Origin of the sequence: Nakamurella endophytica, from assembly GCF_014646215.1 — a bacterium.
GTDB classification, from domain to species: Bacteria; Actinomycetota; Actinomycetes; order Mycobacteriales; family Nakamurellaceae; genus Nakamurella; species Nakamurella endophytica.
On sequence record NZ_BMNA01000012.1, the window covers coordinates 86495 to 99695 of the forward strand.

Sequence of the window (13201 nt, forward strand, 5' to 3'; positions counted from 1 at the left end):
GCCGCCGACGAACGATCCCGCCCGGCGTGGTCGGGTCGCCGCTGCCGGCCGCCGCTGCTGCGACGGCCGGCGGCAGAACCGGTCAGGCCGGCTGCAGCTGGCGCTCCCAATGCCGCAACTGGCTGGCGCGATCCAGGAACGCCGGCACGGCGGCGGGATCGGCCAGCGCGACGAAACCGTCGTCCATCAGCGGTGTGAGACCCGCCGCGTCGAAGAGCGCCGCGGCGTCCGGGACGTACCCGACGATCTTGCAGTGCGCGTAGGCGTCCGTCACGAAATCGCGTGCGGCGGGCAGCTTGGCCAGCAGGGCGGCGCCCTCGGCGGAGGCCAGCACCGCCACCGTGTCGTAGAGCACGGACGGCCCGCCGTCGACCTTCTGGTCGCCGGCCAGCCGACCGCCGTCCGACAACGACACCCCGCCCACCGTCGGAGCCACGATCTCGACCGTCATCCCCTGGGCCTCGGCGGCCTCGCGCACCGCGGAGGCGAGCGAGGCGTCCGTGCCGTCGCTGACCAGCACGCCGAGCTTGCGACCGGACAGCGAGGTCGGACCGTTCTGCAGGATCGACAGTGCGGGCGACACCGGCAGGTCCGTCCGGGTCGGGCGGGCGGCCGGGAGGGCGTCGGGCAACGGCATGCCGAGCCCGTCGGCCACGGTCTGCGCCAGGTCCTCGTCGACGTTGCGCAGTCCGGCGACCATCCGGCTGCGGATCGGCTCCTCGTCGCACTTGGAGAGCTCGAAGACGAACGCGTCGGCGATGTGCTTGCGTTCCACCACGGTCTGGCTGAGGAAGAACTGCCGCGCCTGGCTGTAGTGGTCGGCGAAGCTCTCCGGACGGATGCGGCGCTTGGGACCGGCGACCTCGGCCGGGAACGTGGTGAAGCCGCGGGCCGGGTCCTCGCGCGGGCCGCCTGCGGCACCCCAGGAGTTGGGTTCGTAGTTGGCCCGCCCCCGCCGGTGGCGGTAGGCCATGTGCCCGTCCTGCTGGAAGTTGTCCACGGCGCTGCGGGGCGCGTTCACCGGCAGCTGGGTGAAGTTGGGACTGCCCAGACGCTTGAGCTGCGTGTCCAGGTAGGAGAAGTTGCGTCCCTGCAGCAGCGGATCGTCGGTGAAGTCGATGCCCGGCACGACGTTCTGGGTGCAGAAGGCGACCTGCTCGGTCTCGGCGAAGAAGTTGTCGACCACCCGGTCCAGGACCAGCCGGCCGACGCGGCGCACCGGCAGCAGCTCCTCCGGGATGATCTTCGTCGGATCCAGGACGTCGAAGTCGAAACGGTCGGCGAACTCGTCGTCGAACAGCTGCATCCCCAGCTCCCACTCCGGGAAGCTGCCGGACTCGATGGCGTCCCACAGATCTCGCCGGTGGAAGTCCGGGTCCGCGCCGTTGAGCTTGACGGCCTCGTTCCAGACGACCGACTGCAGGCCGTCCTTGGGCTTCCAATGGAACTTGACGTACGTCGACCGGCCCTGGGCGTCCACGAGCCGGAAGGTGTGGACGCCGAACCCCTCCATGAACCGGAAGGACCGCGGGATGGTGCGGTCGGACATGATCCACATCAGCATGTGCGTCGACTCCGGGGACAGCGACACGAAGTCCCAGAAGTTGTCGTGGGCGGTCTGCGCCTGGGGGAAGCCGCGGTCCGGCTCCTGCTTGGCGGCGTGGATCAGGTCGGGGAACTTGATCGCGTCCTGGATGAAGAACACCGGGATGTTGTTGCCGACGAGGTCCCAGTTGCCCTCCCGGGTGTAGAACTTCACCGCGAAACCGCGGACGTCCCTGGCCAGGTCGGCGGACCCCTTGTTGCCGGCCACGGTGGAGAACCGGACGAACACCTCGGTGCGCTCACCGGCGCGGGCGAACAGGTCGGCCCTGGTCACGTCGGACAGCGACTCGTAGAGCTCGAAGTAGCCGTGGGCGCCGTAGCCGCGGGCGTGCACGACGCGCTCCGGGATCCGCTCGTGGTCGAAGTGGAAGATCTTCTCGCGGAAGTGGGCGTCCTCCAGCAACGCCGGTCCACGGGCGCCGACACGCAGGGTGTTCTGGTCGTCGGCGACCGGCACGCCCTGTGCCGTCGTCAGGACGGGTACCCCGTCCCCGGCCACCTGGTGCGTCTCCCCGCCCGCGCCGCGCTGCACCGCCTGGTCACCGAGGTCGACCGAACCGTCCCCGCTGCCGTCTGCCACCATCACGATGTCTCCGATGTTCGCCGGCCGGCCGGGCGCCGGCCGCCCGGGTGGTTCCCGCCGCGACCGCCCGGCACACGGCCGTGCGGGAAGGGATCCGGTTGCAGACGCCTGCGGTCCCGGCGCGCGCCCGGGCACCCTCCCGGCGCGCTCCCGGGGAACGCGGCGCCCGGTCGCCACCGGGACCGGCGATCAGCCGGTGGGGACCTGCGACGGGCCGCGCCGGGAACCCGGCCGCGCCGCGGCCCGTTCCCTCTCCGCGCGGCGGTGCCCGACCGCGGCCACCCACGCAGAGAAGGGACCGACATGTCGTTCTGGAACTCGCTGAAGAGCCGTACCCAGGAGATGAACAGCACCCTCAAGACAAAGGCGGGTCAGTTCAAGAACAAGGAGTTCGCCGCCGGCTCGATGGCCATGTGCGCGCTCATCGCCGCGGCCGACGGGTCGATCGATCCGAGCGAGCGGCAGAAGACCGCTGCTCTGATCATGAGCAACGACGTGCTGGCCATCTTCCCGCCGAACGAGCTGCAGGAACGGTTCTCGTTCTACTGCGACAAGCTGACCAGGGACTACGACTTCGGCAAGGTGGAGGCGATCGCGACGATCGCCCGGCTGAAGTCCAAGCCGGACCAGGCCCGCGCGGTGATCCAGATCGGGATCATCATCGGCGGCGCGGACGGCAACTTCGACGAGCACGAGCGGGCCGCCGTGCGCGAGGCGTGCTTCGCGGTCGGCATCGCACCGACCGAGTTCGACCTCTGACGCAGGCGCTGGCCGAACGCGATCTCCAGATGGCCACCGGCCGAACGGCCGGTCCGGGGACGCCGCCATCCGGGAGCGCCGACGAACACCACCCGGGCGGCGCAGCAGGGGTCCTCGACGACGTCCCGGCCGGCACGCGCGCCCGGTGGACACAGCAGCGGCGGGGTCCCGGAGGACCCCGCCGCTGCTGCATGGACGGCCGGCGACGGGCGGGGTTCGCCCGCCGGTCACGCCGTCCGTGCGCTGTCTGTGAGTGCGCTGCCTGCCAGTGCGCTGTCTGCCAGTGCGCTGCCTGCCAGTGCGCTGTCTGCCGGTGCTCTGCCCGTCAGTGCTCGGCGCGGTGCCCGCCGTACGACGGCCGGTCGGTGGTCCGGCGACCCGCGCCGCCGGCGTGGCCGCGCGCGGGACGCTCCCGTCCCGGACCCCGGCGGCCCGGCCCGTGGCCGGCGTCCTCCCGTTCCGGCTGGATGGCCAGCACCTGGCCGCTGACCCGGGCCCGACCGATGCGGCCCAGCGTCTCGCGGGACAGGTGCCCGCCGATCTCGACCACCGAGTAGGTGTCGTAGATGTCGATGCGGCCCAGGTCCTTGCCGCGCAGACCGCCCTCCGCGGTGATCGCACCGACGATCCCGGCCGGCCGCACGCCGTGACTGCGGCCGACGGCGACGCGGTAGCGCGGCCCGGCCGACTCGGCGTCCCGGCGCCGCGGACGGTCGGGACGGTTGCCGCCGCGCTCGGCGCGCTCCTCGAAGCCCGCACCGGGCCGCTCGACGGTGTCCTCCTGCGGGGTGCCGTCGTCACCGGCGGCCAGCGCCAGCAGCGTCGCGGCCAGCTCGGCCGCCGACAGGTCCTGCTCGGCCAGGAACGTCGCGACAGCCTGGCGGAACGGGGCCAACCCGCCCGCGCCGAGCCGCTCGACCGTCGACGCGAGCACCGACGACGCCCGGTGCGCGGCGACGTCCGCCGCGGTCGGCACGGTGACCTGCTCGAGCTTGACCCGGGTCGCCCGCTCGATGACCCGGAGCCGGGAGGCCTCGCGGGGCGTGAAGAAGGTCAGCGCCTGCCCCTCGCGGCCGGCCCGGCCGGTGCGGCCGATCCGGTGGACGTACGACTCCGGCTCGCCGGGCGCGTCGAAGTTGACGACCAGCTCCACCCGGTCCACGTCCAGCCCGCGGGCGGCCACGTCGGTGGCCACCAGCACGTCGAGCCGGCCGGTGCGCAGCCGGTCGATGATCCGCTCACGCTCCTTCTGCGGCACGTCGCCGTTGATGGCGGCCGCGGACAGGCCGCGGGCGACCAGCTCGGCGCCGACCGTGTCGCACGCCTCCTTGGTGCGGACGAAGACGATCGTCGCCTGCGCGTCGGCGACGGCCAGCACGCGGACCAGGCTGTCGACCTTGTCGCGGAACGGCACGACGGCGTAGGTCTGCCGCACGGCGGCCACCGTCGACGACGGGCGGGACACGGCGACGTCCACCGGGTCGGTCAGGTGCGCGGCGGCCACGGCGCGGATCTGTGCCGGCATGGTGGCCGAGAACAGCGCGGTCTGCCGGTCGCCGGGGGACCGGGACAGGATGCTGTCGACGTCCTCGGCGAAGCCCATCCGCAGCATCTCGTCGGCCTCGTCGAGGACGAGGAACCGCACGTCCTGCAGCGTCAGCGTGCCGCGCTCGAGGTGGTCGATGATGCGGCCCGGGGTGCCGACGACGACCTGGGCGCCGGCCCGCAACGCGGCGCGCTGCGGCAGGAACGGCGCGCCGCCGTAGACCGGGACGACGGTCAGGTCGGGCAGGTAGCGGCCGAGCTCGCCAAGCGCGGTGGCCACCTGGACGGCCAGTTCCCGGGTCGGCGCGAGCACCAAGGCCTGCACCGCCGGGACCGCCGGATCGACGGAGGCCAGCAGCGGCAACCCGAAGGCAGCGGTCTTGCCGGTGCCGGTCTGGGCGACGCCGGTGATGTCCCGCCCGGCCAGCAGGGCCGGGATGGCCCGCTCCTGGATCGCGGTGGGGGTGCGGTAGCCCAGCGCCTCGGCGGCGCGCAACAGCTGCCGCGGCAGGCCGAGGTCGGCGAACGTCGGGGCGGCCGGCTCGCCGGCGTCCGCGACCGGGGCGCCGTCGGCGGTGTCGACCGGGGCGGTGTCGACCGGGGCCGTCACGGTCACCTCGGCCGGTTCGCCGTCGCGGCCGGCGGCGTCGGTCGGGGCCGCGGTGTCCTGCGCAGCGGCGGGGTGTGCGGCCGCGGAGTCCGGGCGGGTGTCGCCGGTGGACGGGTCGGTGGGGGAGAAGGTCTCGAGCCGGGCAGCGTCGGTCAGGGCAGTAGCGGGCACAGCAACAGCAGGGGAGGACATGATCACCGTTCGGTGGAGCCGGAGCTCGGGGGCGACCGGCGGCCGTCCCGGTCGCAGCTTCCGGTGCGGTCCTGTCCGGACCAGGGGCGAGACCTCCGCCAGCCAGAGCGCGCGACACACTCCGTGAGAACCACCAGTCTACCGGGATGGGATCTTCGCCGCTGGCCGACCGGCTGTGCGCTGCGTCATGGGGTCCTGTGCGGGCCCGGCGGGGCCCGGATCCGCGGGGTCGACGGGTCCGGGTTGCTGCGCCAGGATCGGGGCCGCGGACGTTGTCGAATCCGGCGGCCGTCGCTCGTCTGCAGGACGGGTGCCCACACGGGCACCCCGGCCGGACGGCCGACCACGAACGAGAGGCACCGATCATGCCGAAGTACTTCCTGGGGATCGTCGAGCACGAGGACGCGTACGGGCCGGACGGTCCCGCGGATTTCGACACGGTGATGGCCGCGCACTCCGACTTCTCTGCCGCCGTGCGGGCTGCCGGCGCATCGGTCCTGGGTGGTGAGGCGCTGCAACCGGTCTCGACGGCCACCTTCCTCCGCGGGACGCGCACCGACGCGGTCCGGCCCGTGGACAACCCGCTGCCCGAGGTGACCGAGGTCTTCGGCGGGTACTACGTCATCGAGGCGCGGGACGACGCCCAGGCGCTCGAGCTGGCGCGGTTGTGTCCCGCGCCGTACGGCTACGTCGAGCTGCGCCCGGTCTGGGAGTTCGGCGACGGGGACTCCGCGGGGAGCGCAGGCGCCTCCGAGTCGACCGGCACGGCAGCAGCCACCGCCGCCGGATCCGCCGGGTCCGCCTCGGCATGACCGCCGCCGCACCGAGCATGCCCGAGGTGGCGGCCGCCGCGGCCGCCGCCCGGGTCGAGCTGTCCGGCCGCGTGTTGGCCGCCACGCTGCGCTCGGTGCGGGATCTGGACATCGCCGAGGAGTCCACCGCGGACGCCTTCGTCCAGGCACTGGTCTCCTGGCCGCGGTCGGGGATCCCGGAGTCCGTGGAGGCCTGGTTGGTGACGGCCGCTCGGCGGCGCGCCGTCGACCGGGTGCGGCGGGCCCAGGTGGCCCGCCGTGCCCTGGTCACCCTGGCCGGTGGCTGGTCGGCCGTCGAGGGGCCGGAGGCGCTGGTCGCGGAGGCGGCCGTCGTCGGCGACGACGAGCTGCGGATGGTGGTGCTGTGCTGCGATCCGCGGTTGACCGAGCCCGACCGCGTGGCGTTGACGCTGCGGCTGGCCTGCGGCGTCTCGACGGCGGCGATCGCGGCGGCGCACGGCGTGCCGACGCCCACCATGGCGGCCCGGTTGACCCGGGCCAAGGCACGGCTGGCGGCCGCGGGTCCGGCGCTCGACCTGCCCGACGACGCGACGGTCGACGCGCGGCTGCCGGCGGTGGCCAGGGTGGTGCACCTGGCGTTCACCGTCGGGCACACCGCGACCGCCGGGCCGGCGCTGGTCGACGACGTGCTCGCCGACCATGCGCAGTACCTGGCGTCGGTGCTCCACCGGCTGCGTCCCCGGGTGCCCGCCTTTGCCGGGCTGCTGGCCCTGGTGCAGCTGACCAGGGCCAGGGCCGGCGGGCGCTTCGGGTCCGACGGTGGCCAGGTGCTGCTCGCCGACGCCGACCGCGGCCGCTGGGACCGGGCCCTGGTCGACCGGGGGCTGACCCTGGCCGCCGCGGCGCTGGCCCAGGACGCCGGCGACCCGTACGTGCTGCAGGCGGCGATCGCCGCCGCCCACGCCGTCGCCCCGACGTTCGCGGACACCGACTGGGCCGCCGTGGTGTCGCTGTACTCGCGGCTGCTGGCGGTGGACCCGTCGCCCGGCTTCGCCCTCGGCCGCAGCGTCGCCCTGTCCTGGCTCCAGGGGCCCGCGGCCGGGCTGGCGGACCTGGACGAGCTGCTGTCCCTGGGCGTGCTGGCCCGCTCGCCCTACGCCGCGGCCGCCCGCGGCGACCTGCTGGACCGGCTCGGCCGGGCGGCCGATGCGGCCCGCGAGTGGCGGCGCGCCGCCGAGCTGGCCCGGACGGACGCGGAACGGGACTGGTTCGGCGCCCGCGCCGGCGGGTCGGGGTCCCGGCCCTAGCCGGGCGGTCCGTCAGTCGGCCGGTGCCGGGCGGTGCCGGTGCTGGCGGACCCGCCGGCCGAGCTGCTGCAACTTGGCCTGCCGCGCCTCGGCCCCGGGCCGCGCGAGCCAGTCGACGAACTCGCGCTGGTCGGTGGGACGCAGGTCCTGGAACGCCTCCAGGGCGCCGGCGTCCCGGCCGAGCGCCTCCGCCATGTCGTCGGGCACCGCGATGCCTGCCGTGGTGATCACCGTCTCGCTCCTCACGTCGTCGGGAAGTGCGGTCCCCAGTGTGCCGCGACCGCACGCAGCCCTGCAGCGGTCTGCCCGGACCGGCGCCCCCGGCCGGCGGTGCGCCCCGGTGCGCCCCGGTGCCGCCCCGGTGCCGCCGGTGCACCGACCGGGACCGGGACGCGCCGGACCGTAGGATCGACGGGTCCTGCGCGGCGCCCCGACGGGTCCGCACCCGTGGCAGAAAGGCCCAGCCGTGTTCCGCGACCACCTCGCCGGTTCCCTGCGTCCCGCCCAGCAGGGCGAGCAGGTGAACCTGGCCGGCTGGGTGGCGCGCCGCCGCGACCACGGCGGGGTGATCTTCATCGACCTGCGCGACGTGAGCGGCATCGTGCAGGTCGTGTTCCGCGATGCGGCCCTCGCCGAGCGCGCCCACCGGCTGCGCAGCGAGTTCTGCATCACCGTGCGCGGCACCGTCGACCTGCGGCCCGCGGGCAGCGAGAACCCGGCGCTGGCCACCGGCGGCGTCGAGGTCAGCGTCACGGACTTCGAGGTGCTCAACGAGTCGGCCCCGCTGCCGTTCCAGGTCGAGGGCGACGCCGAGCCGGGCGAGGAGGCGCGGCTGCGCTACCGGTACCTGGACCTGCGCCGGCCGGCGCCGGCCGCGGCACTGCGGTTGCGCGCGGCGGTCAACCAGGCGGCGCGGGCGGTGCTCGACGAGCGCGGGTTCGTCGAGATCGAGACACCGACGCTGACCCGTTCCACGCCGGAGGGTGCCCGCGACTTCCTGGTGCCGGCCCGGCTGCGACCCGGGTCCTGGTACGCCCTGCCGCAGTCGCCGCAGCTGTTCAAGCAGCTGCTGATGGTGGCCGGGATGGAGCGCTACTACCAGATCGCCCGCTGCTACCGGGACGAGGACTTCCGCGCCGACCGGCAGCCGGAGTTCACCCAGCTGGACGTGGAGATGTCGTTCGTCGACCAGGACGACGTCATCGAGGTGGCCGAGGCGGTGGTGGCCGCGCTCTGGTCGCTCATCGGCCACGAGGTGCCGCTGCCGATCCCGCGGATCAGCTACGCCGACGCCATGAACCGGTACGGCTCGGACAAGCCGGACCTGCGGCTGTCCACCGAGCTGGTCGACCTGACCGACTACTTCGCGGCCACGCCGTTCCGGGTGTTCCAGGCTCCCTACGTCGGGGCGGTCGTGCAGACCGGCGGCGCCGCGACGCCGCGCCGCGGGTTCGACGCCTGGCAGGAGTGGGCCAAGCAGCGCGGTCACCGCGGACTGGCCTACGTCACCGTCGGCGAGGACGGCACCCTCGGCGGCCCGGTGGCCAAGAACATCTCCGACTCCGAGCGCGAGCACCTGGCCACGGCGGTCGGCGCCCGGCCGGGGGACGCCGTCTTCTTCGCGGCCGGACCCCGCCGGGCGGCGCAGGAGCTGCTCGGCGCCGCCCGGTTGGAGATCGGCCGCCGGGACGGCCTGATCGACGAGTCGGCCTGGCGGTTCTGCTGGGTGGTCGACGCGCCGCTGTTCGAGCGGGTCGACGAGACCGCCGACGTCGCGGTCGGCGGCGAGGGCAGCACCTGGACGGCGGTGCACCACGCGTTCACCTCGCCGCGCCCGGAGTTCCTCGACACCCTGGACACCGATCCCGGCGCGGTGCTGGCCTACGCCCACGACATCGTCTGCAACGGCAACGAGATCGGCGGCGGCTCGATCCGTATCCACCGCCGGGACGTGCAGGAGCGGGTCTTCGCCGTCATGGGGCTGTCCCAGGACGAGGCCAGGGAGAAGTTCGGCTTCCTGCTCGACGCCTTCTCCTACGGCGCCCCGCCGCACGGCGGCATCGCGTTCGGCTGGGACCGCGTGGTGATGCTGCTGGCCGGCCAGGACTCGATCCGCGAGGTCATCGCCTTCCCCAAGTCCGGCGGCGGCTACGACCCGCTGACCGGTGCTCCGGCGCCGATCACGTCGGCGCAGCGCAAGGAGGCCGGCGTCGACGCCGTCGCGGCCGCCGGACCCGCGGCCGCCGGACCCGCGGCGGCCGGACCCGCCGCGGCCGGACCCGCCGCTGCCTCCGCGAGCCCCGCTCCTGCCGGCCCCGCCTCCGCCGGCTGACCGCGGCGCCGGGTGTTCCACCTGCGGCTGCTCGTCCCGCCGGCGCTGACGGCCGCGGTCTGCCAGGCCCTGGCGGAGAACCCGGGCGTGGCGCACGTCGTGCTGGTCCGCGGCGCCGCCGTGCGGCCGGCCGGCGACCTGGTGGAGGCCGACGTCGTCCGCGAGGTGACGGACGAGCTGGTGGACGAGCTGCTCGGGCTCGGCCTCGACGCGGGGGCCGTCACCGGTCAGGACCTGGCCCTCGCTCGCTCCGAGCAGGCCCGGGTGGCGGAACGGGCCACTCCCGGCGAGTCCGCGGACTCGGTGGTCTGGCAGCAGGTGCAGGAGCGGGCCGACGACGAGTCCGTGCCGTCCGGGACGTTCCTCGCGTTCCTGAGCATCGCGGTGCTGCTGGCGGCGATCGGCGTGGTGCTGGACTCGCCGATCACCATCGTCGGCGCCATGGTGGTCGGGCCGGAGTTCGGCCCGCTGGCAGCGATCTCGATCGGACTGGTGCTGCGGCGGTGGGCCCTGGTGCGCCGCGCGGCGCTGACCCTGGTGCTGGGCTTCCCGGCGGCGGTGGCCGTCACCGCCCTGGCGTCGTGGCTCGCCACCGGCGTGCACCTGATCGCGCCGGTCGACCTCGACATCAGCCACCAGACCGACTTCATCTACCGGATCGGCCCGTTCTCGTTCATCGTCGCGCTGCTGGCCGGGGCCGCCGGGATGCTCTCGATGACCACCGGCAAGTCCGCGGCGCTGGTCGGGGTGTTCATCTCGGTGACGACCGTGCCGGCCGCCGGCTACGTCGCCGTGGGGTCCGTGCTGCACCACTGGGGACCGGTCGGCGGTGCGGCGCTGCAGCTGGCGATCAACCTGGTGGGCATCGTCGCGGCCGCCGTGGCGACGCTGCTGGTGGTGCGGTGGGTGGACGTCCGGCGGCACCGCCGGCTGCAGGAGCGGGCCGTCCGGCGGTGACCGCGGATTCCGCACTGTGGGTCGGGCACACGGCGCAGCTGCCGCCGGATCTCGCCGAGCAGGCGCGGGCGGTGTGCGACCGCGCCTTCGCCGGCGACTTCGACGACGCGGACTGGGCCCACGCCCTGGGCGGGTTGCACGCGCTCGTGCTGCGGGACGGCCGGGTGCTGGCGCACGGCGCGCTGGTGGCCCGCGGGCTGTGGCACGCCGGCCGGCCGCTGCGGGCGGGCTACGTGGAGGCGGTGGCCGTGGATCCCGACCACCGCCGCCGGGGCCACGGCGGCGCCGTGCTCGCCGTGCTGGAGGACGCGGCGCGCCGGGTGCACCAGGCCGGCGCGCTGAGCACCTCGGACGCCGGCCGCAGGCTCTACCTGTCCCGGGGGTGGGTCCCGTGGCGCGGTCCGACGGCGGTGCTGGAGCCCGGCGGCGTGCGCCGGACCCCGGACGACGACGACGCCGTGCTGGTGCTGCCGGGCACGGTCCCGCTCGACCCCGACCGCCTTCTGGTGTGCGACGGGCGGGACGGCGACCCGTGGTGACGCCGGTCGGTCCCGCCCCGCCGGCGCGCGGGACCGCGGCAAGCGGGTGTCGTCAGCCGGCCGCGGCGGCGTCCCGGCCGCCGGCCGTCCGCAGGAACGGAGCGAGAAAGGCGACCACGTCGGCGATCTCCGGCAGCGACAGGCCGTGGCCGACACCGGGGTACGTGCGCTCCTGCACCGCCGTGTGCTCCCGCAGGAACCGCAGCGCCCACGCGCTGGCGAAGCCTGGGATGGCCGGGTCGGCCGGGTCCCGCCCGTAGAACGCCGGGACGCCGCGCCCGGCTGCCGCCTCGCGGGCCAGCAGTGCGTCGGCCGGCTGCGGCGCGTCGAAGCTGAAACCGCTCAGCGCGACCAGCGCCCGCACCAGCTCGGGCCGCCGGCGCAGGACGGTGATCGCGGCGCACATGCCCTGCGAGAAGCCCAGCCAGACGGCGCGGTCCGTGTGCTGCGCGACCACGTCGGCGAGCCGGTCGGCCGTCGCCGCGATCATCTCCGGCGGCGGCTGCACCCGGACGTCGCCGGGGAACCACGAGTAGCCGCTGGCGCGCCACGGGACGCCGAAGAACCCGCGCACCGCGACCACCCGCGCATCCACGCCCGGCAGGAATGCCTGCACCGCGGGCAGCGCCCCGACCAGGTCGCGTTCGTTGGCGCCGTAGCCGTGCAGCAGCACCAGCGTCGGCGCGTCCGCGTCGTCCGGTCGCGGCGTGCCGAGCCAGCGCACCTCGGCGACCGGTTCCCCCTCCCAGGCCATGCGGCCGAGGATAACCAGCCCCTACCCGGCGACCCGGACCGCCGCAGCCCCTCACGACGCTGCGGCGACGACGGTGCGCCGGTCAGCCGGCGGCCCAGGGTTGCCGCTCGGTGCGGACCGGCCGGCCGGTGCGCACCGCCTCGTCCAGGGCCAGCGACAGCAGGTGGTCCTGGCACGCCTGCGCCAGCGGGTACGGCGGCGGGCCGTCCCCGGCCGCCCACCGTGCGGCGGCGCGCAGCAGCGTCGCGATGGCGATCTCCTCGTCCATCAGCCGCAGCCCGAGGAACGGGTTGCGCCACACCACCTCGCCGTCGAACGACAGGTGCTCGGTGTCGTGGCCGTCCAGGTTCAGGTCGTGACCGAGCTGGGAGCGCACCAGGGTGCTGCGGACGATCGTGCGTGGCCCGGTGAGCCGGACCACCGAGTCGTCCTGGATCTCGCCGCGGCTGCCGCGGACCAGGATCCGCCGCAGCCGCAGCTGGTTGTGCCACTGGTTGTCGGTGAAGTCGTACAGCCCGCTGCGGCCGTCGCCCCAGTCGAGGGTGGCGAGCGTGGTCGCGGCAGGGTGCTCGCGGTCGTCGAGCGTCCAGCCGTCCCGGTGCAGCGGGTCCACCAGCGGGGCGGTGAAGGTGCGGCCGGCGACCGCGACGGGTCCGTACCCCGCGCCGAGGAAGCCGCGCATCAGGGACACGGCGTGGTAGCCGTGCGTCGAGGACACCTGCACGGACGTCGGCGTGCCGATGACCCCCCGCTCGACGACCGCGCGCCGAGCGGCGTGGCCGGGCAGCAGCAGGTACTGCTCCGCGACCTGCACCCGGCCGGAGCGGCCCACCCGGTCCCACAGGTCGAGCAGGCCGGCGTGGTCCGGGGCCGGCGGCGTCTCGCTGAGCACGGCGGTGCCCGCCGCCACCAGGTCGGCCACCACCGCGGGGTTCGCGGCCCAGCTGACGCTGCTGACCACCACGTCCGGGTGCTGGCGCGCGACGAGCTCGGCGGGGGACAGGTGGGCCGGGACGCTCCACCGTCGCTGCACGTCCGCGGCACCGTCGGTGTCCCGGACGGCGACCCCGACCAGCTCGAACTCGTCCGGCAGCAGCCGGGCGAGGCGGGCGAAGAAGTCCGCCCGCCAGCCGCGGCCCACCAGGCCGAGTCGCGTCGTCGTCGTGGTGATGCGGCGACCCTAGCTGTACCCGGCCATCAGGTTGGTGCCAGTCGGCTGAGTGGTGGGAGGCCGCCGAGTGCGCT

The 13201-nt window shown here is 75.0% G+C and carries 11 protein-coding genes; 6 read left to right on the forward strand and 5 right to left on the reverse strand.

Translation table 11 applies throughout. The features are described 5' to 3' along the window. Positions 1-82: 82 nt before the first annotated feature. The gene (locus IEY37_RS18590) at positions 83-2188 is read right to left on the reverse strand and encodes a catalase (RefSeq protein WP_188944317.1); all 2106 of its coding nucleotides are present in this window, start codon (positions 2186-2188) and stop codon (positions 83-85) included. Positions 2189-2491: 303 nt separating this feature from the next. Here IEY37_RS18590 and IEY37_RS18595 point away from each other — a divergent pair, with 303 nt between their 5' ends. Further along, complete coding sequence (locus IEY37_RS18595; protein ID WP_188944268.1) at positions 2492-2947, forward strand: tellurite resistance TerB family protein; 456 nt, start codon at positions 2492-2494, stop codon at positions 2945-2947. 325 nt (positions 2948-3272) lie between these two features. On the opposite strand, the gene IEY37_RS18600 is transcribed toward IEY37_RS18595, so the two are convergent. Then, the gene (locus IEY37_RS18600; protein WP_229674635.1) at positions 3273-5273 is read right to left on the reverse strand and encodes a DEAD/DEAH box helicase; all 2001 of its coding nucleotides are present in this window, start codon (positions 5271-5273) and stop codon (positions 3273-3275) included. Positions 5274-5659: 386 nt separating this feature from the next. Between IEY37_RS18600 and IEY37_RS18605 the strand changes: the two genes are divergently transcribed. Further along, on the forward strand, positions 5660-6106 hold the full coding sequence (locus IEY37_RS18605; protein WP_188944272.1) for a YciI family protein: 447 nt from the start codon (positions 5660-5662) through the stop codon (positions 6104-6106). Further along, positions 6103-7374, forward strand: coding sequence for an RNA polymerase sigma factor (locus tag IEY37_RS18610; protein WP_188944273.1), 1272 nt, complete (start codon positions 6103-6105; stop codon positions 7372-7374). The genes IEY37_RS18605 and IEY37_RS18610 overlap by 4 nt, the downstream gene beginning before the upstream one ends. A 12-nt stretch (positions 7375-7386) precedes the next feature. On the opposite strand, the gene IEY37_RS18615 is transcribed toward IEY37_RS18610, so the two are convergent. Continuing rightward, a complete protein-coding gene (locus IEY37_RS18615) occupies positions 7387-7605 on the reverse strand; it encodes a YdeI/OmpD-associated family protein (RefSeq protein ID WP_188944275.1) in 219 nt (72 codons plus the stop codon). Positions 7606-7840: 235 nt separating this feature from the next. Here IEY37_RS18615 and aspS point away from each other — a divergent pair, with 235 nt between their 5' ends. Genes aspS through IEY37_RS18630 form a run of 3 tightly spaced genes read left to right on the forward strand, consistent with a single transcriptional unit; the run spans position 7841 to position 11202 of the window. Continuing rightward, positions 7841-9706 carry an aspartate--tRNA ligase gene (gene aspS, locus IEY37_RS18620; RefSeq protein WP_188944277.1) on the forward strand — a complete coding sequence of 622 codons (1866 nt, stop codon included), beginning with the start codon at positions 7841-7843 and terminating at the stop codon, positions 9704-9706. Between the two features lie 12 nt (positions 9707-9718). Next, entirely contained in the window at positions 9719-10663 is a 945-nt protein-coding gene (locus tag IEY37_RS18625) for a DUF389 domain-containing protein (RefSeq protein WP_188944279.1), read from the forward strand. Then, positions 10660-11202: a GNAT family N-acetyltransferase gene (locus IEY37_RS18630; protein WP_229674636.1), complete on the forward strand. Its 543-nt coding sequence runs from the start codon at positions 10660-10662 to the stop codon at positions 11200-11202. The genes IEY37_RS18625 and IEY37_RS18630 overlap by 4 nt, the downstream gene beginning before the upstream one ends. Positions 11203-11254: 52 nt before the next feature. Here IEY37_RS18630 and IEY37_RS18635 read toward each other — a convergent pair whose 3' ends face one another. Together IEY37_RS18635 and IEY37_RS18640 are read right to left on the reverse strand one after the other, a co-directional pair. Further along, on the reverse strand, positions 11255-11956 hold the full coding sequence (locus tag IEY37_RS18635; protein WP_188944281.1) for an alpha/beta hydrolase: 702 nt from the start codon (positions 11954-11956) through the stop codon (positions 11255-11257). 82 nt (positions 11957-12038) lie between these two features. Then, positions 12039-13097, reverse strand: coding sequence for a Gfo/Idh/MocA family protein (locus IEY37_RS18640; RefSeq protein WP_229674637.1), 1059 nt, complete (start codon positions 13095-13097; stop codon positions 12039-12041). Between the last annotated feature and the right edge of the window lie 104 nt (positions 13098-13201).

Bases quoted from the DNA above. Each gene is read 5' to 3' on its own strand.
- IEY37_RS18590 (WP_188944317.1), bottom strand. From the start codon at position 2,188: ATGGTGGCAGACGGCAGCGGGGACGGTTCGGTCGACCTCGGTGACCAG.
- IEY37_RS18595 (WP_188944268.1), top strand. From the start codon at position 2,492: ATGTCGTTCTGGAACTCGCTGAAGAGCCGTACCCAGGAGATGAACAGC.
- IEY37_RS18605 (WP_188944272.1), top strand. From the start codon at position 5,660: ATGCCGAAGTACTTCCTGGGGATCGTCGAGCACGAGGACGCGTACGGG.
- IEY37_RS18610 (WP_188944273.1), top strand. From the start codon at position 6,103: ATGACCGCCGCCGCACCGAGCATGCCCGAGGTGGCGGCCGCCGCGGCC.
- IEY37_RS18635 (WP_188944281.1), bottom strand. From the start codon at position 11,956: ATGGCCTGGGAGGGGGAACCGGTCGCCGAGGTGCGCTGGCTCGGCACG.